Consider the following 22,792-nt stretch of genomic DNA (forward strand, 5'->3'; position numbering starts at 1 on the left):
CCGGTCACATCCGAAATTGATGAGCACGACTCCAGCTATTGATGAGCCAAAACGTCAACATGACGAAAAGAAATCCCCACACCATTCCCTGGGCAACCCTCCGCTGGCTCCAACCGAGCGTCCCGCGAGCACACACCAGGACAAGATAGAGCAGCCAGACCCCCAATGACCAGAAGAGCTTTACCCAATCCCAGCTGCCTCGCCCCGAAAGCAGCACTCCGACCAGCAGCCCGGCCGTGAGCAGGAGGAAGCCGAGGTTGAGCAGCCTTCTCTGCACGACGAGCAGATCTCCCAGAGCGGGGAAGGTGTAGAACCATCCGGCCACGCGCCGGCTCTTGAGCGTTCGGTCCTCGAAAAGATAGAGAAGCCCCGCGACCGCTCCGATCCCGAGCGCCCCATAGGCCAAGAGCAATACCGTTCCATGCACCTCCAAGGGCCAGCCGAGCTTGGGCAGCGGCTTTGCCTGATCGATCGGAGCGATCAGTGCCGCAAAATCGAGCAGGGAAACCACCGGAGCCGTGCAAAACCCCAGGACGGAGAGCCGGTAGGCCGATCCGACGAGCAGGTACATCAGGAGCAGCGCCCAGCCCAGAAACGCGATCGTCTCCAGCAGGTTGGTAATCGGGCAGTGGCCGATCGTCCGGCCCCGGAGGTAGAGAAAGAGCGTCTGGCTTCCCCAGGCAGCCAAAAGAAAGAGGTCGACGAGCCGCCCGGCCCCGTTGGCGCGCGAGCCGAACATGTAGGCTCCCCGCAGCGCACCAAGGAATGCGAAGAGCCCCGCCACCCCCAGCCAGAGCCGCTCTCCCATCCTGCGCTTGGGCTCCCGTCAGGAGCCTTCGGCTCCCAGCATCCGTTCGGCCAGGTCGCGGATCTGCTTTCCGTCGGCCCGGCCACCAGCCTGCTGCAGAGCTGTCTTGATCACCGCGCCCAATTGCGCCTTGCCTTTCGCCCCCGTCTCTCGGATCGCCCGACGAACCAAGGCTTCCCGTTCCTCGGGAGAGAGCGGTTCCGGAAGAAACTCCCGCAAGATGGCGATTTCGTCCTCCTCCTTTCGGGCCAGATCCTCCCTGTGCCCGCTCCGGTAGCGCTCGATCGAATCCTCTCGCTTCCGAGTCTCCTTGGCGATCACGGTCATCACCTCTGCATCGGAAGGCTCCCCAGCCCATCCCTTCTCCAATCCCGCATATTGGATCGCCGATTTGAGCATCCGCAAGGCCGAGGTCCGGAGCGCGTCCCGTTTTCGCATTGACTCCTTGAGTTCCTCGTTGATCCTAAGAAAGAGCGACATCCTTGGAAGCTTAGCACCCCCTCCTCTTCCGAGGCATCCGGAAAATGACGCTGGTTGGATGAAAACGGTCTACCGTCTTCTCTTTCTCGATCTTCTCAAGATCAGCCTCACCAGCACGGCCATTCTGACCTTCTTCCTCGTCCTGGCCAACGTATTTCGCGATGTCGCCGACCTCATCATCAACCATGAGGTCCCTCTCTGGGTGATCGCCAAGCTCGTTCTCTCTCTTGTGCCTTTCGTCCTGACCTTCACCCTGCCTTGGGGCCTGCTGATGGCCGTTCTCTTTCTCTTCGGCCGAATGTCGCAGGATCACGAGCTGATCGCCTTGAAATCTGCGGGAATCGGGATCGGCCCTCTGCTCGCTCCAGTAATCTGGTTTGCGCTGGCGTACAGCCTGTTCAGCTTTTCGATCAACGCCTATGTCGGTCCCAAGAGCCGCCATGCCTTCAAGGAGATCTTCTCGGATGTCCTCTTGCAAAATCCGCTCTCCTTCTTTGAGAGCGGAAAGTCGATCGACCAGTTCGACGGCTTCCGCCTTTATGCGAGCAAGCGCGCGGGCGCCCGGCTCGATGATGTTTACATCTGGGAAGTCGACAGCGCCTTCCGCCCCTTGCGCGCAATCCGGGCGGATGAGGCGGAAATCAACGCCGACATGCCCCACCAGCGGATCGTCCTCACCCTGCGGAACAGCCGCCAGGAGGAACGGAGCGTGGCCAACCCGGAGGACGTGCAGGCCATCGTCGCCGGTTCCCGCGCCCTTCAAGTCCCCTACGAGATCTCGCTTGGCACCCTCTTCGATCGCCTCACTGTCCGGAAGAGCATCGGCCTTGCGACCCTGGGTGAGATCGGGCAGCAGGTCCTGGGTCATCCCTCGATCACGCCGGACAACAATCCGACGCCGATCTTGACCGAGCTCCAGAAGCGCCTCGCGGTCTCGCTCTCCTGCTTTACCTTCGCGATTGTCGGGGTTCCTCTGGCGATTCAGGTCCACCGGCGGGAAACCTCTGTGGGGGTCGCCTTGAGCCTCGTGATCGTTCTGGCGTACTATGCGATCGTCCTCTTGGCCGATGCCTTGAAGGCCAAGGCGCATCTCTTCCCGGAGCTCATCATCTGGATGCCGAACATCGTCTTTCAGACGATCGGCTTTTTCTTGCTCTGGCGGGTGAATCGCCGATGAGGGCTCGCAACCGCCTCCCCTGACCCCCCGTCAGGGGACGTAGGGTTCGTCGGGCAGGAACTGGGGAATCTCCGGAAAGTAGGGCGCCGGCGTAAAGGGCTCTTCCGAAGGCCCCTTCGGCTCTCCCGGCTCCCCATGCTCCCGTTGGGTTTCTCCCGGCTGATGCCCGGGCCTCATTTCGGGCTCCTGACCGGGCTCGGGGTCGTCCTCCGACTGGAGCCGCTGGACGGCCCCCGCAGGAAACCCGAAGAGCTTGCCGGGGACGATCGACGCGGCGCACCCGAGCAGGCATCCGAGCAGAAGGGCGCGAAGCGCACAGGTTTTCATGGGAATTTGCTTCCTGCCGGGCGAAAGAAGTCCAGCACGCGCTCGTGGAACGCGTCAAGGACTTTTAAAGATCTCCGGGGAACGGGTCAGGTTGCGAATGCCGTCCTTCTCGATCACGACAAGATCTTCCAAGCGGACCCCGCCGATCTCCGGATAATAGAGGCCCGGCTCGACCGTCAGGATCTGGCCCGAACGAAAGCGCCCCGCCGCAAAACGAGGGGGCTCATGGATCTCGAGCCCCAGGCTATGGCCAGTCCCATGGAAAAAACCGACCCACCGGCCTCCGCGTCGCTCGGTGGGGTACCCTGCCTGAGCGAACCGGCGGAGAAGCCGGCGATGCAACGCCTGTCCGTCCGCCCCTTCGCGCATCTCCCCCAACACCCACCGCTTGCCTTCCGCAACGGTATCATAGAGATGCTGCAATGCCTCGGACGGTTCGCCTTTGACGAAGGTCCGGCTCAAGTCCCCGTAATAGCCGCTCGCCTGACTGCGAGGAAAGAGGTCGATCACAATCGCTTCGCCGGCGTGCAAGGGTCCGCTCCCCTGCTCGTGAGGATCGCAGGCCTGCACTCCTCCGGCGACGATCGAATGCTCCGCGATCCCGCCGAGCCGCGCGATCACCGCCTCGATCTCCCCGCGCAACCGTTCGGAGGTGAGATCTTCCCCGTTCCACCGAAGAATTCCCCGGGCATCCGGGCGACTCGCCTGGAGGATTTCCCGGGCCCGCTCCATCCCCGCTTCTGCGATCCGCAAGGCCTCCGTGATCCAGTCGATCTCCTCATCGCTCTTTTGCTGGCGCTCGGGGAAAAACGGTCCTCGTCGCACGCGGATCCGCAAGCCGCGCTTTTCAGCCCGATCGGCAATCCCGAGCGGGAAGGACTCCGGGACCTCGACCACGCGGAACCTGAGCCTGCGCCCCAAGGCCAGAAGCAGCTCCACAGGATCGGCTCGCCTTCTTTCGTCGGAGACAAGCTCCTCGGCGGGAATCACCCTGTCGACGCGCGCCATCCTCCGTGCGCGGTCAACCTCCAGAGCGCTGAATACCGCATAGGTCCGCCCACCCTTTTCAACCCACAGGAATGGATCCGGGACCACCATGCGGACGGCGTAGCGAAGATCTGCCTCGCGTTCGCTCGAGCCGTAGAGTACCCGCACCATGAAGGGCTACCCGCTCTTCCTCGCAGCCGAGTGCTGCTCCGACGGCAGGGCGCTCCCTTCCGGCTTCGCCGCCAGGGGGCGCATCGAGTAATCCTTCCACCCTCCCCCAAGAGCCCGGATCAGGGAGACGAGCGCAATGTACCGCTGCCCCAGGATCTGGACGTCGACCAGTTGCGCGGTAAGCCAGACGCGCATGGTCGTGTCCACTTCGATATAGTTCACCATCCCCTCCTTGAAGCGGACGAGGGAGACGTCATACTGCTGCTTGGCAAACGCAACGGTCCGATTCTGCGCTTCCTGCTGATCGAGGAGAATCTTGATGGCCGCCAGGGCGTTTTCCGTTTCCTGGAAGGCGCTCAACACCTGTTGGCGGTAGTTTGCGACGGCCGCTTGGTACGAGGCTCGTGCAAATTCCACTCCGGCGACCAGTCGCCCCCCCTCGAAGAGAGGGATGTTGATGAACGGTCCGATCGACCAGAAACGGCTCCCTCCCTGGAACAGGAGCGAGGCGGCGTCGCTGATGAGCCCACCCACGGCGAAGAGGTTCACCGAAGGAAAGAAGGCCCCAAGGGCCATTCCGATCGTCGCATTCGCCCGGGCCATCTGCCGCTCCGCCTGAGCCACGTCGGGACGCCGCTGGAGGAGATCGGAAGGGAGATAGGCGGGAAGCACCGGCGGGGCGTCCCGCAAGGCATTGGATGCGACCCGCACGGTGGATGCCGGCTTGCCCAGGAGTGTGGCAATCGCGTTTTCCGCCTGCGCTCGCGTGTTTTGCAAGCCGATGTATTGGGACTGGGCGGTTGCCAGATCGGTCTTGGCGCGCGCCAGGTCGAGCTCATTGGCCACCCCGCCATCGTAGCGGCTCTGGACCAAGTAGAGGTTGTCCCGAAAGACATCGACCATGTACTTGTAGACGGCCAGCTGCGCATCAATGTAGCGCAGGAAGAAATACTGAATGGCGAGCTCGGCGTGGAGGGAAAGAATGACGGTCTCGTAGGCGGCTTGCGTCGCCTGCGCATTCGCCTTGGCAGATTCGAGCCCGCGCCGCAACTGTCCCCAAATATCCGCTTCGTAGACGGCGTAGCCCGGAATCGCATACTCCTGCCAGGACTGGGTCAAGCCCACGGGAAATTGCGCCGTTCCGATCTGCTGCCCGTTGGAGCCGATCACCGGTGCCTGTATTTGGTGCTGCTGCAGGAAGAAGGGCTGATTCTGGGAAAAGCTGATGTTGGAGTAAAAAGGGGCGACTCCCACGTTCGGAAAGAAATTGGCGAGCGACTGGCCTACCTGGGCGCGGGAAGCCGTCGCCTGGGCAAAAGCGACCTTGATCTGCTGATTGCCGATCGAGAGCTGGCTTTCCAGCTGATCGAGCACCGGATCGTCGAAAAGCTTCCACCAATCGCCCTTGGCGATGACATCTTGAGGAAGGGCCTTCCTCCACCGGATATTTTGGGCCATCCCTTCCGGAGATGGCCGCGAGGTGCCATTCGCCGTCTGACCGTTCCGGCCTGTAGCCACCTTCTCGCTGGCGGGGGACTCTCCCCACTTGAAGTTGCTCGGGGTCTCCACGGTTGGCCGCTTGTAATCGGGCCCGATCATGCATCCCGAGGAAAGGGCGAGAAGGACGACAAGAAGGGAAGCCTGCCGCGCAAAGGCCCCAATTCGGCCCGCCCTCGGATTCTCTTGGCTTCTCAGTAAACGCTTACTCACCATTGCCGCGCCGGCCTTTCCCCAAACATCGGCATATACGTTCCGTAGCGTAGCCGGGTCAAGCGGAAGCTTCCTTTGGCAGCGGAGCTTGGCCGATTCCCGATGGCACGCTATCTTTCGGTGGCTGCCCTGTCCAAGGCAGCGGCTGAAGCACTCATGGCTCATTTCTCAACCGGTTGCGGCCGTCCACCTTCCTGATCTCCCCATGGAGCCGGCTACGATCCTCCCAGAAGAAAGCGGATGAGATCTCCCGCTTCCTGCTCGCAGGCTTTCATCTCCCTCCGCGGGGTGCGAGTGCACAATCTGAGGTCGATCGATTTGGAGATCCCTCGGGGCAAGCTCACGGTGATCACCGGGCCCAGCGGCTCGGGGAAATCCTCCCTGGCCTTCGACACCCTGTACGCCGAAGGCCAGCGACGCTATGTGGAAACATTCTCGCCCTACGTTCGTCAGTTCCTCGAACGAATGGAAAAGCCGGACTGCGAGGCGATCGAGGGGATCCTCCCCGCGATCGCCGTCGGGCAGAGCGGGGCTGCCGCGACCTCGCGAAGCACGCTCGGAACGATGAGCGGCACTCTCGACTACCTCAAGTCGGTTTATGCCCGCGCGGCAACGCTCGTTTGCCCGCACTGCCGACTTCCGGTGGAAGCGGGATCCTCCGCTTCGATCGCCGAGGAGCTGCTGGGTCAGTTTCGGGGTGAAACGGTTGGAATCGGCTTCCCGGTCGAATTTCCCGAGGGGACCAGCCGTCGAGAGGCCTTTTCGTTCCTCCGCTCGCAAGGGCTTCTTCGCGTCTGGGACAAGGAAACCCTCGTACGGACCGACGAGGAAGCGGCGGACGATGTCCTGACCGACCGTCTGCTCGTCGCGCTGCAGCTCCTGCGCGTCGAGGAGAGGGAAAAGAGCCGGCTTGCCCAAGGGATCGAAGAGGCGATGCGGCTCGGGAAGGGCCAGGTGGCGATCCGGACCGCTCGCGACCAGAGTCGGATCTACACCGACCGTCGGCTCTGTTCCGGCTGCGGGCGGGAATTTCCTGCTCCCGCTCCTGCCCTCTTCTCCTTCAACAATCCGCAAGGGGCGTGTCCCACCTGCCACGGATTCGGCCGGGTCGTGGAGCTCGACTGGAACCGGGTGGTTCCGGAGCCGGGCCGATCGGTGCGGAGTGGTGCGATCCAGCCCTTCCGCTCGGGATCGCTGTCCTGGTGGCAGCGGATGCTCGAGAAGACCTGCCTCCGCCGAGGCATTTCGATCGATACCCCTTTTTTTCAACTCTCGCCTGCGGAACGGGAGTTTATCTTGGAGGGTGAGCGGTCGAAGCTCGAGGCGGAAGAGGCGGTGGAGGCCGGGCGCTGGTGCGGGCTACGCGGTTTTTTTTCCATCCTGGAGAAAAAAGCCTACAAGACGCATGTCCGCGTCTTCCTCTCCCGCTACCGCAATTACCGGGCTTGCCCGGACTGCGGCGGCGCCCGTTTTACGGAGCTTGCACGCGCCTACCGGCTCCCATTGCCCTCCGGGGACCTGTCGATCGCCGAGTTCTGCGCGCTCCCCGCGCAGCAGGCGCGGCGGCGGCTCGCATCCCTTGTGCTCCCTCCGACCGACCCGGCTACCCGCCGCGCCTGGGAAGAGGTCCTGGTCCGCTTGCACTACCTGGAGGAGATCGGCCTCGGCTACCTCTCGCTCGACCGCCCCACCCGTTCTCTTTCAGGCGGAGAGATTCGGAGGGCGAACCTGACCATCTGCCTGGGCAACCAGCTGTCCAACACCCTGTTCGTCCTCGATGAACCGACCATCGGACTCCATCCGCGGGACGTCGACCGGCTGCTGGCTGTCATGCGCCGTCTGCGCGACCAGGGCAATACGGTCGTCGCCGTCGAGCACGACGAAAGAGTGATCGAGGGCGCCGATCATCTTGTCGAGCTTGGCCCCGGCAGGGGAGCGGAGGGAGGAGAGGTCGTCTTCTGCGGCTCACCCGCCGAAATTCTGCGCTCTCCCCGATCCTTGACGGGTGCCTATCTTTCCGGAAGAAAGAGGGTCCCTGTCCGCGCCTCTCCTCGCCCGATCGACTCCGTTCCCCGCCTTCGCTTGTCCCACATCCGTGTGCATAACCTGGAGGATCTCGCTCTCGACCTGCCCCTCCATCGCTTCGTTGCGGTCACTGGCGTCAGCGGCTCTGGAAAAAGCAGCCTGGTCCACGATGCCCTTGCCGCCACGCTCCGCTCCGCCCTCTCCCAACCGGACAAGCCGTCTCCCTTCCGTGGAGAGGTAGCCGTCCTTATCGGATGGGAGGGGATTTCGGCCCTCTACGAAGTCGATCAATCTCCCTTGAGCCGCACCCCTCGCTCGAACCTGGCGCTATATATAAAGGCATGGGAACCCATCCGGAAGCTTTTCGCCCAGACCGAAGACGCGCTCTCCCGCGGCCTCACCGCCCGCTCCTTTTCCTTGAATGCGGGCGACGGCCGATGCCCCCATTGCGAGGGATCCGGGGTCGAGCGTGTCCAGATGCAGTTCCTCGCCGATGTCTTCCTCCCCTGCCCGATCTGCCAAGGCAAGCGCTTCCAACCCCATGTCCTTGCCGTCCGGCTCGGCGGCAAGAGCTTGGAGGAGCTGCTCGCCATGAGCGTGACGGAGGCGGTTGGCTTCCTTTGGCCCAAAGAAGGAACTCCCTCCTCCGAAGAGAGGCTCCGCCGCCAAGCGGTTCGGAGGCTCGGCGGCCTGTCGGAGATCGGTCTTGGCTACCTCCGACTCGGTCATCCCTTGAGCCAGCTCTCCGGAGGGGAGAGTCAACGGCTCAAGGTCTGGAATCATCTGTCCGGTGGGATCCGTGCCGCGGGCGAAGCGGACTGTGGACGAAGCGAAGGCAGCGGTGCGGCACTCTTTCTTGTCGATGAGCCAACGACGGGCCTCCATGCGGATGACATTCCGGCTCTGCTCCGCCTCTTCCAACGGATCGTCGACCAGGGCAACACCCTGATCGTGGTCGAGCACAACCTCGAGGTAATCCGCAGTGCCGACTGGGTGATCGAGCTCGGTCCGGAGGGTGGTGCGGATGGGGGGAGGGTCGTGGTCGCGGGTGATCCGGAGGCAATCGCCTCTCACCCAAGCAGCCACACGGGCCGCTTCCTCCGCCACCGGCTCGGAGTCGAGACCCAAAACGCGGTGCCTCTCGAGGAAGGCACACCCGGGGAGCCTCCCGCGCCTCCCCTCCTCCCGGATCGTCTGTCGATCCAGAACGCACACCACCACAACTTGAAGTCGCTTTCCCTGGACATCACCCTCGGCAGCTTCACGGTCTTGACCGGAGTCAGCGGCTCGGGAAAGTCGACCCTGGCCTTCGATATTCTTTTCACGGAGGGTCAGCGGCGCTACCTCGACTGCCTTTCCGGGTATGCACGCCAGTTCGTCGAGCAGATGGAGAAGCCCACCGTGGAGGCGGTAACCGGCTTGCCCCCGACCGTGGCAATCGAGCAGCGGCTCACCCGACCGGGCTCCAAGAGCACGGTCGCCACCATCGCCGAAATCTTCCCGTTTCTTCGCCTCCTCTACGCCCGGTTGGGCATTCCCGCCGACCCGGCAACCGGAGAACCGGCCCAGCGACAATCCTTGAATGCACTCCTCTCCGAGGTTCTCCGACGTCTGGTCGTTCCCCAGCGCCTCCTCGCCCCCGTAGTGCGCGGCCGGAAGGGCAACTACGTGGCGCTCGGCCGCTGGGCGGCGCGCAAGAAGGTTTCCGGCCTGCGCATCGACGGCCGGTGGGTCGATCCCCAGCGTTTTTCCGGGACCCATCGCTACCGGACCCATTCGATCGACGTCTGGCTCGGGACCCTTCTGCCCGGCTCCACCGAAGCAGAGGTCGAGCGGATGGTGGCCGAAGCGCTCTCGCTGGGACGGGAGACGATCCTCCTGCTTGATCCGCAAGGGAAGGAGTCGCTGTTGAGCACGCGTTACTTCTGCCCGGGCAGCGGGCGCGCGTTTGAAGAGCTCGACCCGCGCCTCTTCTCCTTCCACTCTCCCCTCGGTTGGTGCCCGGACTGCCAGGGACAGGGCTCTCCCTCAGACCGAGTCGATGAGGGTTCCGGAGCGGCGATTCCCTGTCCGAGCTGCCGCGGGACCCGGCTCAATCCCGTTGCGGCGGCCGTGCGTCTTCCCTTTCTCCGGGGAGAAGAGATCGAGGCCGGGCCGACGCTGCCCGAGATCTGCCGGCTTTCGGTCGAGGAAGCCATCGCCTACTTTTCCCAGATTCCCATTGCTGGCCGGGAGGCCCCGGTGCTTGCGAAGATCTTCCCTGAAGTCTTGACTCGCCTCCGCTTCCTGGAGCAGGCGGGCCTCGGCTACCTCGCGCTCGACCGCCCGGCTCCGACCCTCTCCGCAGGGGAGACGCAACGCATTCACCTCGCCGCCCAGCTCGGCAGCAATCTCCAAGGGGTGCTCTACGTGCTCGACGAACCCACGATCGGGCTTCATGCCCAAGAGAACGCCCGTCTGCTCGATACGCTGGACGAACTACGGGCCAAGGGAAACACCCTGGTCGTCGTGGAGCACGACGAGGAGACGATCCGGCGGGCCGACCGCGTCATCGACCTGGGGCCGGGTGCGGGGCGCTTCGGAGGACAAATTGTCGCCGATGGTCCCTGGACGAGCTTCGCTGGGGATCCAAGCTCGGCGACCGGGCGCCTTTTGGGAAGCCCTCTTCGCCATCCGCTCCGCGGCCGCCGGCGACCCTGCGGCCCTTCCGAGCCCTGGCTGCGCATCAAAGGAATCGAGGTGCATAACCTGCACGATCTCTCGCTTGCGCTTCCTCTCAGCAAGCTGGTGGTCCTTTGCGGGGTCAGCGGATCGGGAAAGAGCACGCTTCTGCACCGGGTCCTCTATCCCGCGGCATGCCGATCCGCAGCAAAGCGCAGGTCCGAGGGGACGCGGCCGTTCCGACCCTGCTGGAGTGCGGTTTCCGGAGCGGATGCGCTCTCCGCCGCCGTCCTGGTGGATCAGTCTCCGATCGGCAAGACGAGCCGTTCGACTCCGGCGACCTACCTGGGCGTCTTCGACCAGATTCGCGCACTCTTCGCCTCACTCCCGACCTCCCGTGAACGGGGCTACGGACCCGGCCGATTCTCCTACAATACCCCCTCGGGACGTTGCCCGACTTGCCAGGGGAACGGGACGCTCGCCGTGGAGCTTCCGCTTCTACCCCTCTTCCGAATCCCTTGCGAAACCTGCTCGGGAAAGCGCTACAACCCGCAGACGCTCGAAATCGAATACCGGGAAAAGACGATCGCCGAGATCCTGGAAATGACCGTGGAAGAAGCCGCTTCCTTCTTTTCGGGTGTTCCCCGCCTCCACCAGGCCCTCGAGCTCGTCACCGAAGCGGGCCTCGGCTACCTGACCCTCGGTCAACCGAGCCCCACCCTTTCGGGGGGGGAGGCGCAGCGGCTCAAGCTCGCCGCGGAGCTTGCGGCCTCGCTCGTCCGTTCGCTTCCGCGCTCCCTCACCCCGGTGCCGGCAAGGCACTGCCTCTATCTTCTGGAAGAGCCGACCATCGGGCTCCACCTGGCCGACGTGGAACGACTCCTCCGGCTCTGTCAGCGGCTGGTTGACCTCGGCCATACCGTCGTCGTCGTCGAGCATCATCTCGACGTAATCGCCGAGGCCGACTACGCGATCGAGCTCGGCCCCGGAGCGGCCGAATCCGGAGGCAAGATCGTCGCCGAAGGCGCGCCCGAGAAAATCGCCCGGGTCAGGAAATCGCCCACCGCCCCTTTCCTGGGCCCCGTCCTGAAGCGGGCAGGCCATTCGGGCTGAGTCAACCGATTTTCGCATTTCCCGAACGAAGCCTTTGGGGCAACCTTGTCTTATGAAAGAAACCCCGAGCATCGCGGACTGTCTGGCGAGCCGTCTTCAGAGCGAGGGAATCGAGTATGTATTCGGCGTGCCGGGCGATTACGCCCTGGCCCTCTTCTCCACGTTTCGGAAACGGGGAATCGAGACGATCAACACCTGCGACGAGCAGGGCGCAGGCTTTGCGGCCGACGCCTACGCCCGCATCCGGGGCATCGGGGCCGCCTGCATCACCTACTGCGTCGGTGGCCTCAAAATTGCGAACGCGGTGGCGGAGGCCTACGCGGAAAAATCGGCGGTTGTCGTCATCAGCGGCGCTCCCGGCATGAACGAGCGCAAGAAGGATCCGCTGCTCCATCACAAGGTGCGCAGTTTCGACACGCAGCGGAAGATCTTCGAGGAGATCACGGTAGGGACAACCGTTCTTGACAATCCCGACACGGCCGCATCCGAGATCGACCGGCTGCTCAGCCTCGCCCGCCGCTACCACCGGCCCGTCTACATCGAGGTCCCTCGGGATCTCCTGTCGGCTCCCACTCGCCCATCCTCCTTCCCTCGGGAGCCCGAAGAGAGCGATCCGCAGGCTCTCGCAGAAGCCTTGGAGGAAGCCCGTCAGATGCTTCTCGCCTCCCGCTCCCCGTTGATCCTGGCTGACGTGGAGATCCACCGCTTCGGCCTGCAGAAGGAGCTCGTCGAGCTCACGGAACGAACGGGCATCCCGGTCGCCGCCACCTTGCTCGGGAAATCGGTCATCGCGGAGACCCATCCGAATTACGTCGGGGTCTACGAAGGAGCGACCGGACGCGCCGAAGTTCATGATTATGTAGAGGCAAGCGATTGCCTCCTCCTTCTGGGAGTCTTTCTTACCGACATCACGGTGGGCGGAAGCACTTCTTCGCTCGACATGAGCCGCTGCATCTATGCAACCAGCGAAAAGCTCTCCATCCGTCACCACTCCTTCGAAGGGGTACGCTTGGCGGACTTCGTCCGCGGCCTCCGGAAGCTGGACATTCAAAAGAAGGTCTTGCCGAGCGCCTTCGCTCCTTCGGCCGGGCGGATCCCAAAGACCGCGTTTCGCCGACAGGACCGGATCACCGTCGCTTCTCTCTTCGCGGAGATCAACCAGATTCTGAGCCCGGAGATCGTCGTGGTCGCCGACGTTGGCGAGGCGCTCTTCGGGGCTTCGGAGCTGGTCATTCGGGAATCGACCGAGTTCTTGAGCCCCGCCTACTACGCCTCTCTGGGGTTCGCGATTCCCGCCTCGCTGGGGGCCGCCCTCGCCAATCCACGATTGCGCCCCCTGGTCCTTGTGGGAGACGGAGCGTTCCAGATGACGGGGGTAGAGCTTTCGACTGCGGTTCGCTTCGGCTTGAGCCCGATCGTGGTCTTGCTCAACAATCGAGGGTACTCTACCGAACGCCACATCCTCGACGGCCCCTTCAACGACCTGCTGGAGTGGAACTACTGCCGCCTGCCCGAGCTCTTGGGAGCCGGCCATGCCTGCCAGGTCCGGACCAACCAGGAGCTCGAAGAAACTCTTCACGCCGCATGGAACCAAAGAGATTCCTATTGGCTCATCGAGGTGCGCTTGAGCCCTCACGACCATTCGCCCGCCCTCGAAAGGCTGGCGCAGCGTCTCTCCCCGGACAAGCGTGCGGGACAGGCGCGGTAAGGTCATGCCGGTCCGATCTCTGGTCGCTCCCTAGCGTCCTCTCTGGCCCGAGCGGCCGGAAGACAATCCCATGGATGGGAAGATGAGGATCCTGATTGCCGAAGATGATCGAAAGATCTGGAAGCATCTCAAGGCAGCGCTTCAGGCGGAGGGCTACACGGCCGAGGTCGCGGAGGACGGAGAAGAGGCGCTCTGGCTGGCCCAGAACTACCCTTTCGATCTCCTGATCCTCGATCTCATGCTTCCCGAGCGCGACGGCATCTCCGTGGTCCGCCAGCTCCGGCGCACCGGATCGCGCCTGCCGGTGCTCTTCCTCACGGGTCGCGCCGACGTCGAGGACCGGGTGCGGGGACTCGACGCGGGTGCCGACGATTACCTGGGCAAGCCCTTCTCCACCCAGGAGCTGCTCGCACGGGTGCGCGCGCTCCTGCGCCGGCAAAGCCCGACCTTGGCCAGCCGGTTGCGCTTTGAGGACATCGAGATGGATCTTGTCGCCCGTTCCGTGACCCGGGGGGACCAGCGCATCGATCTGACCAACCGGGAGTTCGAGCTGCTGCGTCTCCTGGTCGAGCACGCCCCCAACCCGGTAAGCAAGGCACTCATCCTCGAAAAAATCTGGGACCGTTGTTTCGATTCGGAAACCGCACTCGTGAACGTCCACGTCAACCATCTACGGCAAAAGCTCCACCTTCCGGGGAAGGCTCCGCTGCTCCAGACGGTTCGCGGAATCGGGTTTGCGCTGCGTGCCGCACCCTCCGCTTCGCCATGAACCGCCGATGGCTCACGCTGACCGCGGTATTCGGCTTGGCCTTTCTCGGGGTGTCCACGATCTTTCATTGGGCGGCCTCGGCGCGCGAGGCGCGCTTTTTGACAACGCCGGAGCATCGGCGGGAGATGGTCCAGTGGGAAGCCGCGTATGCCCTCGCGATGCTCTCCACCTTCCTGGGGACCGCGCTCTTGGTGGCGACCGCCGGCAGACGACCTCTCCGAGCGCTCCGGCGCCAACTCGCCCTGCTCGACCCACAGAACCCCTGGCAGCGAGCTCATGCCGATGAGCGGGATCCGGAGATCGAAGCCTTGGTCCAGGAAATCAACCGGCTGCTCGATCGCGTCCAAGAAACCTTGGCCGAGGTCGACCGCGCCTCCGCGCGGATGGCGCACGAGCTCAAGCTCCCGCTCACCCTGGCACGCCTCCGGATGGAGCGAGTGGTCGAACGGGTCGATCCCGCCATCACCGAGCAGATCGAAGTGGAGCTCGACCGGCTCGGCCATCATCTCGATCGCGCCCTCCTCCTGGCGCGAGCCGAGAAGGGGGGGCTCGTCCTCCGCTGGGAGCGCCTCGACGTCAACGAGCTCTTGGAAGAGCTCCTGGAAGGCTTCCGGCTCCTCGCCGAAGCCGATGGCCGCACGCTCGAGACACGCACGGAGCCTGCGGAGGCCGACGCGGACCGGACCTACCTCAAGCAGATCCTCTACAACCTGGTCTCCAATGCGCTCCACCATGGACGAGGCCCCATCTTCCTCCGCCTTCGCCGCAACCCCGGTTGTGTCGTAGTTACCGTCGGGAACCGGATCAAGCGGAGCGGGGCCCGGGGGTCGGGACTCGGCGTGGGCAAGCGGATCGTCGCAGCCCTGGTTCAGAGCCACGGCAACATGCGAATCGCCTACCGGTCCTACCGCGAGTGGCACTGTACACGACTGACGATCTTCCCGAAGACGCTGCAAGGCTGAGGCTGAGTCATCCTGCCCCTGGGTCTCGCCGAGCTCCCGCGGAGGCGATCGCCGTTCCGTCGGATTCCGCAACTTAAAGAAAAGTTAAACTCCCGCCCCCGCTTTTCTTAAAGCGCGCAGGCATAACCTGAGTGCAGGTTGAAAGAGCGCTCAGGTTGATTCTCTCGGGATCTGCCGACCGGTCGTCGGTCTCCTCTCGGAGAATCGACGCCGAGCAAAAAAACAGGAAGGAGGCTCGCCATGATCCTTCTCCAAGAGCGCAAGAGTCAGAACGTCGGGCACCGGCTGGTGAAGCTGCCGATCCTGTTCGCCAGTGCGGCGCCAAAGGTGGCCGCCCCCATGGGGCCTCGTCTTTCGGAGCCCCAGGGAGTTTTTCCGTTCGCGGAAGACCCAGTCGAGCGGCGCGAGCGAACCGCCGGGTGGATTCTCTCCCTGGCTTTCCATGCGGCCCTGATCCTGGGAGCCGGGATCAGCCTGGCACCCAAGATCAAGCAGGCCGCAACGTCCATGTCCTTCTTTCCACCCGCGACGGTCGATCTCGTGGCGACTCCGGAGCCAACCACGCAGGCCGTGCCGGAGCCGCTGCCGCCCAAGCCGGACGACATGGCCCAGGCCGTCGTGCGCAAGGTCCAGCCCAAGAAAGCCACGCCCGCCCCAAAGCCGGCACCTGCGGCCGTCTCAGCCGCCCGACCGACCCGGCTCGCGCAGCCCGACTACCTCCGGAATCCCCCTCCGGTGTACCCCGACGCGGCTCGGCAGAAAAAGGAGCAGGGCGTCGTCTACGTCTGGGTGAAGATTTCGCCAGTGGGTGGGGTGGAAACGGCGCGGATCGTGCGCAGCTCGGGCTTTTCGGATCTCGATCAGTCAGCGGAGACCGCCGTCGAGCATTGGCGGTTTCACCCCGCCCTGGCGGGAGTGAAACCCGTCGAGTCTCAAGCGGTCGTCCCGGTTCGCTTCTATCTCCAATGACGAGGCATAGTCTCGGAAGGGCTTCCCGATCCGTAAGAATGGTTGACAAGGAAGCCCTTCCCGGCGCAGAGAGGCTCCAGCCGCGCAAGGCGCCCGCGATATGCCCATGCTGCTCCGCTCCTGCCTCGGCATCCTTCTCTCCGTCCTCCTCCCCGGAATCCTTCTCCTTTTGATGGGCGATCCGGCTCCGGCGCTCGGCGCAGAGCCGGGACCGAGCAGCGGCTCCACCGAGGAGGCATCGACTCCTTCCCCGTCCGCAGCCCAACCGGAGAGCGCACCCGCTCCCTCGACCGGCCAAGCTCCGCCGGAGGCGGCTCCGGAAAGTACGGAAGCGGGCCCCGAAGCAGCAGCGCCGGGGCCGGGGGCCGCGGCGGCCCCTCCCCCTTCCGAGGCCGCTCCTCCCATCACCGTTCCTCAGGGGCCCCTGCCCGCGGGAGAGCTCCCGCCTGGCTTGGGTCCGGTTCTGGGCGAAGTGGATGTGGGGGCATCCACCCCTTACGAATCGGTCGAGCCAGCCGAGCAGCCGGTCGGGGTCCTCGGCCCCGAGATGAGCGTCATGGAGACTCCGCGAACGGTTCAAATCGTCAACAAGGAGGAGATTCAGACCACCAACGCCCAGTCGGTCAACGATCTGGCCGCCTTCGTCCCGGGCATCAATCCGACCCAGATGACCGGCAGCCCCGTGTCGGAGCCGGTGATTCGCGGCCTTCCGGGGACAGCCTACCGCAACGGAATGCTCGTCGGGTTCAGCCAGTCCGCCCAATGGGGTCCGCTCATGAACATGAACGCCTACGACAACCTCGACGTCGTCACGGGCCCCGTCAGCATCGTATTCGGTCCCCAAGAGATGGCGGGAGGTTTCGCCAACGAGGTCACCAAGCAGCCCTATTTCGACCAATTTCGGGGAACCGCGAGCTACACGGGCGGCATGTACAGCACCAACTTCTGGAACATCGACATCGGAGGACCGATCCTCAAGGACAAGCTCGCCTACCGGGTCGACTACTTCGGGCAGGACGGCTACGCTCCGTACAACTACTACGATGGAGCCTACCTCCAGCGGCAATGCGCCCTTTTGGCACTCTCCGCCAAGCCCTACGACAACCTGACGATCGACTTCAATACCGAGCTCGACCTCAACCATCTCAACACGGTGGCGGGCATCAACCGTCCCGACCAGGCCCTGATCAGCGACGGCCTCTATCAGACCGGCTCGCTCGCCGGTTGGTACGGCCCACCGGGAGTCCTCCATCCCGGGCTCGGGACCGCTCCGCCCGGAGCGGGCTATGCGATGAACTGGGGCCCGCAAGTACCGATCAGCCGCCGTTCCAACCTCTTCGCCAATTCCGAGAACTCAACCCAGCAGCTCTACTATGTCGCCCAGGCGATCGAGACCCTCAAGATCGATGAGGGCCTCTCGCTCGTGAACAACTCGATGTTCGAGTACTTCAGCACCTACATCGATCAGGCCATCCCCTCGACGTTCTGGGCGATCTTGCCGGCGGGGTACGACTTCGACGACCGGCTCGAGCTCCGCGCCTCCTTCGACACCCCGATCGGAAGGAGCGGCCAGCCCGTGGCCTCCAGCGACTCGAGCGCAGAAGCCGAGAAGGGCCCCGGGGCGAAGCTCCACCATGCGATCGATGCCGGCTTGGAATTCCGCTTCTTCAGCGATACGGAGTATTCGGGAGCCTGGCATTCGCCAATCAACATCTGGAACATGACGCAACCCCTCACCTCGAGGGACTACTCTCCGCTCGTCCCCTTTTCCACGGCGACTGCGGCTCCCTACAGCAATCCCTACCTGACCGACATTCCGGTCCCCGGTTATCCGGGTGCGTACTACAACGTCTTCAACTACCTCTCGACCTCGGATACCTTTTACGAGCTTTCGCCCTTCTACCAGCACAAGGTCGACTTTACCGATCAGTGGAGCCTCCTTCTCTCGGGGAGGATGAACGCCTACTTCATCCAGGCTTCCCCGCCACCGGGAACCCCAGGCGACATTTCGGCGGCGGCCCCCTCCTTTGGGCTCCCGACCTTGACGCCGACCTCGATGAGCATCGTCCAGCCCGAAGTGTCGATCAGTCCCAGCTACAAGCCCTTCCCCTGGATGACCAACTACTTCACCTTCTTCTACGGGCAGACCACCCTCCTTTCCCAGTTCGGGAGCTTCGGCCCCTCCTATCCCTCCTCCTACTACCATCAGAACAATTTTCTCTACGAGCTGGGAACCAAGCTCAACCTTCTGCATGACCATCTCTTCCTGGGCTTTTCGGCCTACATGCAAAGCGGCTACATTCCGGCACAGGTCATCCCGGGGGGTCCCATTGCGACCGCCCAAGCCAACATCCAAGGGATCCAGCTCAACGGCAGCTACCAGCCCAGCCGGAACTTCTGGCTCAACTTCGGCTACGCCTACATCGCCGCACAAGAGCAGTGGGCCGGACTCCCCCAGGGGCCTTTGGCGGAGCAGCCCTACTCCACCTCCGTGGCCCGTCAATACGGGCTGCCGGTCGATCCGATGGTCAACCTGGCGGCAGCCAACTACCCGTTCATCGGGTTTCCGACCAACTACGGCAACCTGATGGCGACCTACAAGTTCAACAACGGCTTCGGCATATCCCTCTGGGGCATCACCGAGAGCGGCAATTACATCTTCTACACCTATTCGACCCGGATCCCGACCTGGTATACGCTAAACGCCCGCCTCTTCTATGCCGCCAAGCGGTGGGAAGCGAGCCTCTACGTCTACAACCTGACCAACGAGGAGTACTGGCTTCCCGGAGCTCCCGGTTTCAGCAATGCGCGGTTCATGAACTACGACTATATCGTTCCGCAGCTCCCCTTCTGGATCCAGGGCACGGTCCAGATCAACTTCTGACCGCGGCACCTTACCGCTTTACCGCGGTGGCAGAGCTCCGCTCTGTCCGCCAGCGCTACTTGCGGGAGGGGCTCGCCGGAGCATTCACCTCGGCTGCCGCTTCCTCATCCGCCTTCAGGATCAGCTCATCGAGCAGGGGCGCCATGGCAATCTCGAGGCGAAGCAGGGAAGGCTTGCGCGGATCGCCTTCTCCGCAACTCGACGTTCCGGCGAAGAGATAGGAGGCCAGCTCCTCCCGATCGGTCTCCGAGAGCGTGCGCAGCACTCGCACCGCCAGCTCCGGTTCGGCCGCGACGGCGTAGGCGGCCAGCATGGCCGCTTCCACGTCCTCGATGGCGAGCAGCTCTTTTGCGCCCAGAAGCACGCCCCGCATGGTCGCCTCCGCCCTGGGCCCTCCCTCGATGAGCGAAGCCCGGACCCGCCGCAGGAGCGGCCGAAGCTTCTGATCGAGGACGCCGGGATACTCGGGAAGAGGGGCTTTCCGAAGGGCACCGCCCACGCTCTGGAACTCCGCTTGAAAATTCGGCACGCTCTCCGCCGCCCGGAGAGAGCCTCCCGCTCCCGCTATTAAGCCGATCCAGCACAGGCCAATGCTCACCCACCGTTTCTTGCTCATGGTACTCTCCGCTACCCCCTTGCTTCCGCCATCGCCCATTTTCCGCTGGGAGAGGGCGACAATGCCTTCTCTTCTTCCGCCCGGTGCATCATCCGGACGGCGGAAATCCCGCTCTGGACCGCTCCCTCGATGGTGGCGGGGAGGCCCGTGTCGGTCCAATCCCCCGCAATCCAGAGATTAGGCCATTGGCTCCGCGGACCCGGTCGCAACCCGCATTCCGCTGGGCTCAGGGAAGGAGTGCCCCCTTGTGCCCGATAGAGAAAGGAATGGAGGAGCCGAGCCTCGGCCGCTTCCGGCAGCCGATTCCGAAGCTCTGCCATCACCCGGTCCGCTACGGCCTCCCGTGATAGCTCCTTCCAGGACTGAGCGGCGCTGATGACCACCGCGTATGCATGGCCGCAAGCCGAGCTCCTCCCCAAGATGCGTTCACGGGAAAAGAGCCAATGGAGGTCCGAGTCGAGGAAGCCGACTACGGTTTCCCGCGTCAGCGGCCGATCGGTCCAGAGGTAGAGATTGAGGATCGCTTCCTCCCCGATCGATCGGCAGATTGCTTGGAGCCGGCTCTCCGAGGGCAAGAGCGCGCGGAGGGAGTTCCAGGGCAGAGCGCTCACGACCTGGTCGACCTCCCGACGCTCCCCGGAGGCAAGTTCGATCGCCTCCAGCCGATCGCCAGCAAAGAGGAGCCGCCTCACCGGAGAACGACAGACGAGGCTCCCGCCACAGTAACGCACGAGCCGCTCACACTCCTTGGCCAAGAGATCGCCCAGATCCACACCGCAAAAGGCCAGAGCCGAATCCTCCCGGCCGCCCAGGAGAGCCCGGCGGATGACGACCGTCAGCATCTGGGCCGAAGCTCGGCCGAGCTGCTGGTTGCAAGCGGCCAGGCAAAGAGGTTCCCAAAGGGCCCGGACGATCCCAGGGGACTGCTTTCTCCGCAGCACCCAGCGCTCCGCCGTTTCCCCCGGGAGAGGCTGTTCTCCGAGAATGAGCGAGCCGATCAGCCGGATGGCCGCCAGGCGATCTCCCCAGGATATCTCCCGATATCCGAGCAGGGCCCCCAGCAGATGCCAGGGAAAAGGAAGGGGCCAAGCCGCCAGGACACTCTCCCCGGCACGACTGCGAAACGGAATCCGGAGGGGATCAATCCAGAGCAGCTTCCGCTCCGCACCCAGGGAACGGAGCAACCGGAGGGTCTCCCGGTAGCAGCCCATCAGAAGGTGCTGCCCGGTGTCGAGCCTCTCCCCGGTCTTGCCCTCGAGGAAGCTCCCCGCTCGGCCCCCGGCCTCCGCCCGCGCCTCCTGGAGCGTCACCCGGTCGCCGGAGATCGTCGCCTCCACCGCCGCCGCCATGCCCGCCAGCCCGGCTCCCAAGACAACCAGGTTCCGAGGCGGATTCCAGGAGAGGCGGCGATCTCGAAAGAAAGCAAGGAGGGCGGCCACCATCCTTCCGGCGCGCTCAAGCTTCCCCATCCGGCCGGCACCAGAGAAGACCTGAAAATCCGCCTTGCGAATCTTCTCGAGGATTGCCTGATAGACCGCTCGCATCGCCTCGGAAGCGACCAGCTTCCGTTGATCCTCGGGATGGATCCACCGGCGCGAACGGGCAAAGTAATGCTTGGCGCGAAGGTATTGGAAGAGGCAGAGATCGTGCATCTCCCGGCTCCACTTGCCCTGAAGAATGTCCTCGACGCCGAGCCCGAACTCGGCAAGCTCCTCTTCCGGCAGATAGACCCGGCCGATGGCAGCATCCTTCTGGACGTCGCGCAGAATATTCGTGATCTGGAACGCCATGCCCAAGTCTTCCGCGTAGGAGCGGCTCTCGGGCCTTTGGCAGCCAAAGATTTCGATGCTCACCAAGCCCACCGCGCTGGCGACCCGCCGACAATAGACCTCGAGCTCGGCGAAGGTCCGGTACCGGCTCTGCCCCAGATCCATCTCGACTCCGTTGACGACCTCATCGAGGGGCTCTCGGGCGACCCGATAGCGACGAAGGACCGACGCCAGCTCTTTGCCCAGCGGCGAGAGGGGCTCTCCCTGGTATGCCCGATCGATCTCGCCGCGCCAAAACGCAATTCCCTCCTGCTTCTCGGCGAGAGAGAGGGAAGAGGAATCGGCCAGGTCATCGACGATCCGGCAGAAGCCGTAGAAGACGGCCATGGCTTGCCGTCTTTCCCTCGGGAGGCAAAAGAATGTGGCGGCCAGATTTGACCCGCTGCGCGCCGTGAGCGATTGCCCCGTCTCCGTTTCCATCGATCGCGTCTCCTTATTAGCGATTCTTGTGGAAATGCCGAGAACGGATTTCCGTTCGCTTCCCCGCATTCGATCCGGAGGCGGAGAGAGGCCAGCCTCGCTGACGGAAGGCTTGCCTTTCTCGATGCCTGGGAAATAATCGCATCGCTTGCACGAGCATCGTGCCGGCGCGAACGCTTTTCCGATGCCACCTATGGGACAGATTTCCGACTTTCTCGACCGGGAGTTCCGCCACTTCAACGCCGCAGCACTCGTCGACGCCGCCCGCGCCTACCGGGACCACCTTGCGGCGGGGGGAAAGATGCTGCTCGCCTTGGGAGGAGCCATGAGCACGGCGGAGCTCGGGATCTCGCTCGCGGAGATGATCCGCCAGGACAAGGTGCATGCGATCTCTTGCACGGGAGCCAACCTCGAGGAGGATCTCTTCAACCTGGTTGCCCACGACTCCTACGTCCGGGTTCCGCACTACCGGGAGCTTTCCGCCACCGACGAGGAAGCTCTCTACCGGCGCCACCTCAACCGGGTCACCGACACCTGCATCCCGGAGGAGGAAGCGATGCGCCGGATCGAAGCGGCCGTGCTCGAGGAATGGATTCGCGCCGATCAACAGGGAGAACGGCTCTTTCCCCACGAGTTTCTCTGGAACGTGCTCCGTTCCGGTCGACTGCACCCCTCCTTCCAAATCGACCCCAAGGATAGCTGGCTTCTGGCTGCCATGGAGAAGGAGGTCTTTCTCATCGTTCCGGGCTGGGAAGACTCGACCCTGGGAAACATGTATGCGGGCCACTGCCTGCGGGGCAAGATCCGGGATCCGCGGACCGTCCGCGGCGGCATCGAGTACATGATGCAGCTGGCAAAGTTCTATCAACAGACGACCGCCCGCCACTCCCTCGGCTTCTTCCAGATCGGTGGCGGGATCGCTGGCGATTTCCCCATCTGTGTCGTGCCGATGCTCCACCAGGACATGCAGGAGGAAAACGTCCCCTGCTGGGGATATTTCTGCCAGATCAGCGACTCAACGACAAGCTACGGCTCTTATTCCGGTGCCGCCCCGAACGAGAAGATCACCTGGGGGAAGCTCGCCTCATCGACGCCCAAGTTCGTGATCGAGTCCGATGCGACGATCGTCGCCCCACTCCTCTTCGCTTGCGTGCTGGGACGCTAGAGTCGTCCGCC

General features: G+C 63.8%; 15 protein-coding genes. 8 read left to right on the forward strand and 7 right to left on the reverse strand.

What is annotated here, in order from left to right:
• Positions 1-4: 4 nt before the first annotated feature.
• Positions 5-808, reverse strand: coding sequence for a cytochrome c biogenesis protein CcsA (gene ccsA, locus MacB4_RS06495; protein ID WP_206863088.1), 804 nt, complete (start codon positions 806-808; stop codon positions 5-7).
• An 18-nt stretch (positions 809-826) separates the two neighbouring features.
• On the reverse strand, positions 827-1,288 hold the full coding sequence (locus tag MacB4_RS06500) for a GatB/YqeY domain-containing protein (protein ID WP_206863089.1): 462 nt from the start codon (positions 1,286-1,288) through the stop codon (positions 827-829).
• A gap of 58 nt (positions 1,289-1,346) precedes the next feature.
• On the opposite strand from MacB4_RS06500, the gene MacB4_RS06505 reads away from it, so the two are divergent.
• Positions 1,347-2,465, forward strand: a complete 1,119-nt coding sequence (locus MacB4_RS06505; protein ID WP_206863090.1) for an LptF/LptG family permease — start codon at positions 1,347-1,349, stop codon at positions 2,463-2,465.
• 30 nt (positions 2,466-2,495) lie between these two features.
• Here MacB4_RS06505 and MacB4_RS06510 read toward each other — a convergent pair whose 3' ends face one another.
• Genes MacB4_RS06510 through MacB4_RS06520 form a run of 3 tightly spaced genes read right to left on the reverse strand, consistent with a single transcriptional unit; the run spans position 2,496 to position 5,663 of the window.
• Positions 2,496-2,792: a hypothetical protein gene (locus tag MacB4_RS06510; protein ID WP_206863091.1), complete on the reverse strand. Its 297-nt coding sequence runs from the start codon at positions 2,790-2,792 to the stop codon at positions 2,496-2,498.
• A gap of 54 nt (positions 2,793-2,846) precedes the next feature.
• A complete protein-coding gene (locus MacB4_RS06515) occupies positions 2,847-3,950 on the reverse strand; it encodes a Xaa-Pro peptidase family protein (protein WP_206863092.1) in 1,104 nt (367 codons plus the stop codon).
• A 6-nt stretch (positions 3,951-3,956) separates the two neighbouring features.
• Positions 3,957-5,663 (reverse strand): efflux transporter outer membrane subunit, encoded by a 1,707-nt coding sequence (locus MacB4_RS06520; RefSeq protein WP_206863093.1) that lies wholly within the window; start codon positions 5,661-5,663, stop codon positions 3,957-3,959.
• Between the two features lie 237 nt (positions 5,664-5,900).
• On the opposite strand from MacB4_RS06520, the gene uvrA reads away from it, so the two are divergent.
• The 6 genes from uvrA (at position 5,901) to MacB4_RS06550 (ending at position 18,751) form a co-directional block, all read left to right on the forward strand.
• Entirely contained in the window at positions 5,901-11,459 is a 5,559-nt protein-coding gene (uvrA, locus tag MacB4_RS06525) for an excinuclease ABC subunit UvrA (protein ID WP_206863094.1), read from the forward strand.
• A 52-nt stretch (positions 11,460-11,511) separates the two neighbouring features.
• Entirely contained in the window at positions 11,512-13,167 is a 1,656-nt protein-coding gene (locus MacB4_RS06530; protein WP_206863095.1) for an alpha-keto acid decarboxylase family protein, read from the forward strand.
• Between the two features lie 82 nt (positions 13,168-13,249).
• Positions 13,250-13,936: a response regulator transcription factor gene (locus MacB4_RS06535; RefSeq protein WP_206863096.1), complete on the forward strand. Its 687-nt coding sequence runs from the start codon at positions 13,250-13,252 to the stop codon at positions 13,934-13,936.
• Complete coding sequence (locus MacB4_RS06540; protein ID WP_206863097.1) at positions 13,933-14,898, forward strand: HAMP domain-containing sensor histidine kinase; 966 nt, start codon at positions 13,933-13,935, stop codon at positions 14,896-14,898. Before MacB4_RS06535 ends, MacB4_RS06540 begins: the two co-directional genes overlap by 4 nt.
• 240 nt (positions 14,899-15,138) lie before the next feature.
• Positions 15,139-15,867, forward strand: coding sequence for an energy transducer TonB (locus MacB4_RS06545; protein WP_206863098.1), 729 nt, complete (start codon positions 15,139-15,141; stop codon positions 15,865-15,867).
• A gap of 100 nt (positions 15,868-15,967) precedes the next feature.
• Positions 15,968-18,751, forward strand: coding sequence for a TonB-dependent receptor (locus tag MacB4_RS06550; protein ID WP_242529149.1), 2,784 nt, complete (start codon positions 15,968-15,970; stop codon positions 18,749-18,751).
• Between the two features lie 55 nt (positions 18,752-18,806).
• On the opposite strand, the gene MacB4_RS06555 is transcribed toward MacB4_RS06550, so the two are convergent.
• The gene (locus tag MacB4_RS06555) at positions 18,807-19,367 is read right to left on the reverse strand and encodes a hypothetical protein (RefSeq protein WP_206863099.1); all 561 of its coding nucleotides are present in this window, start codon (positions 19,365-19,367) and stop codon (positions 18,807-18,809) included.
• An 11-nt stretch (positions 19,368-19,378) separates the two neighbouring features.
• The gene (gene hpnE, locus MacB4_RS06560; RefSeq protein WP_370569346.1) at positions 19,379-21,685 is read right to left on the reverse strand and encodes a hydroxysqualene dehydroxylase HpnE; all 2,307 of its coding nucleotides are present in this window, start codon (positions 21,683-21,685) and stop codon (positions 19,379-19,381) included.
• A gap of 124 nt (positions 21,686-21,809) precedes the next feature.
• Here hpnE and MacB4_RS06565 point away from each other — a divergent pair, with 124 nt between their 5' ends.
• On the forward strand, positions 21,810-22,781 hold the full coding sequence (locus tag MacB4_RS06565; protein ID WP_206863101.1) for a deoxyhypusine synthase family protein: 972 nt from the start codon (positions 21,810-21,812) through the stop codon (positions 22,779-22,781).
• The last annotated feature ends 11 nt before the right edge of the window (positions 22,782-22,792 follow it).

It is taken from the genome of Methylacidimicrobium sp. B4, assembly GCF_017310545.1.
Lineage (GTDB): Bacteria > Verrucomicrobiota > Verrucomicrobiia > Methylacidiphilales > Methylacidiphilaceae > Methylacidimicrobium.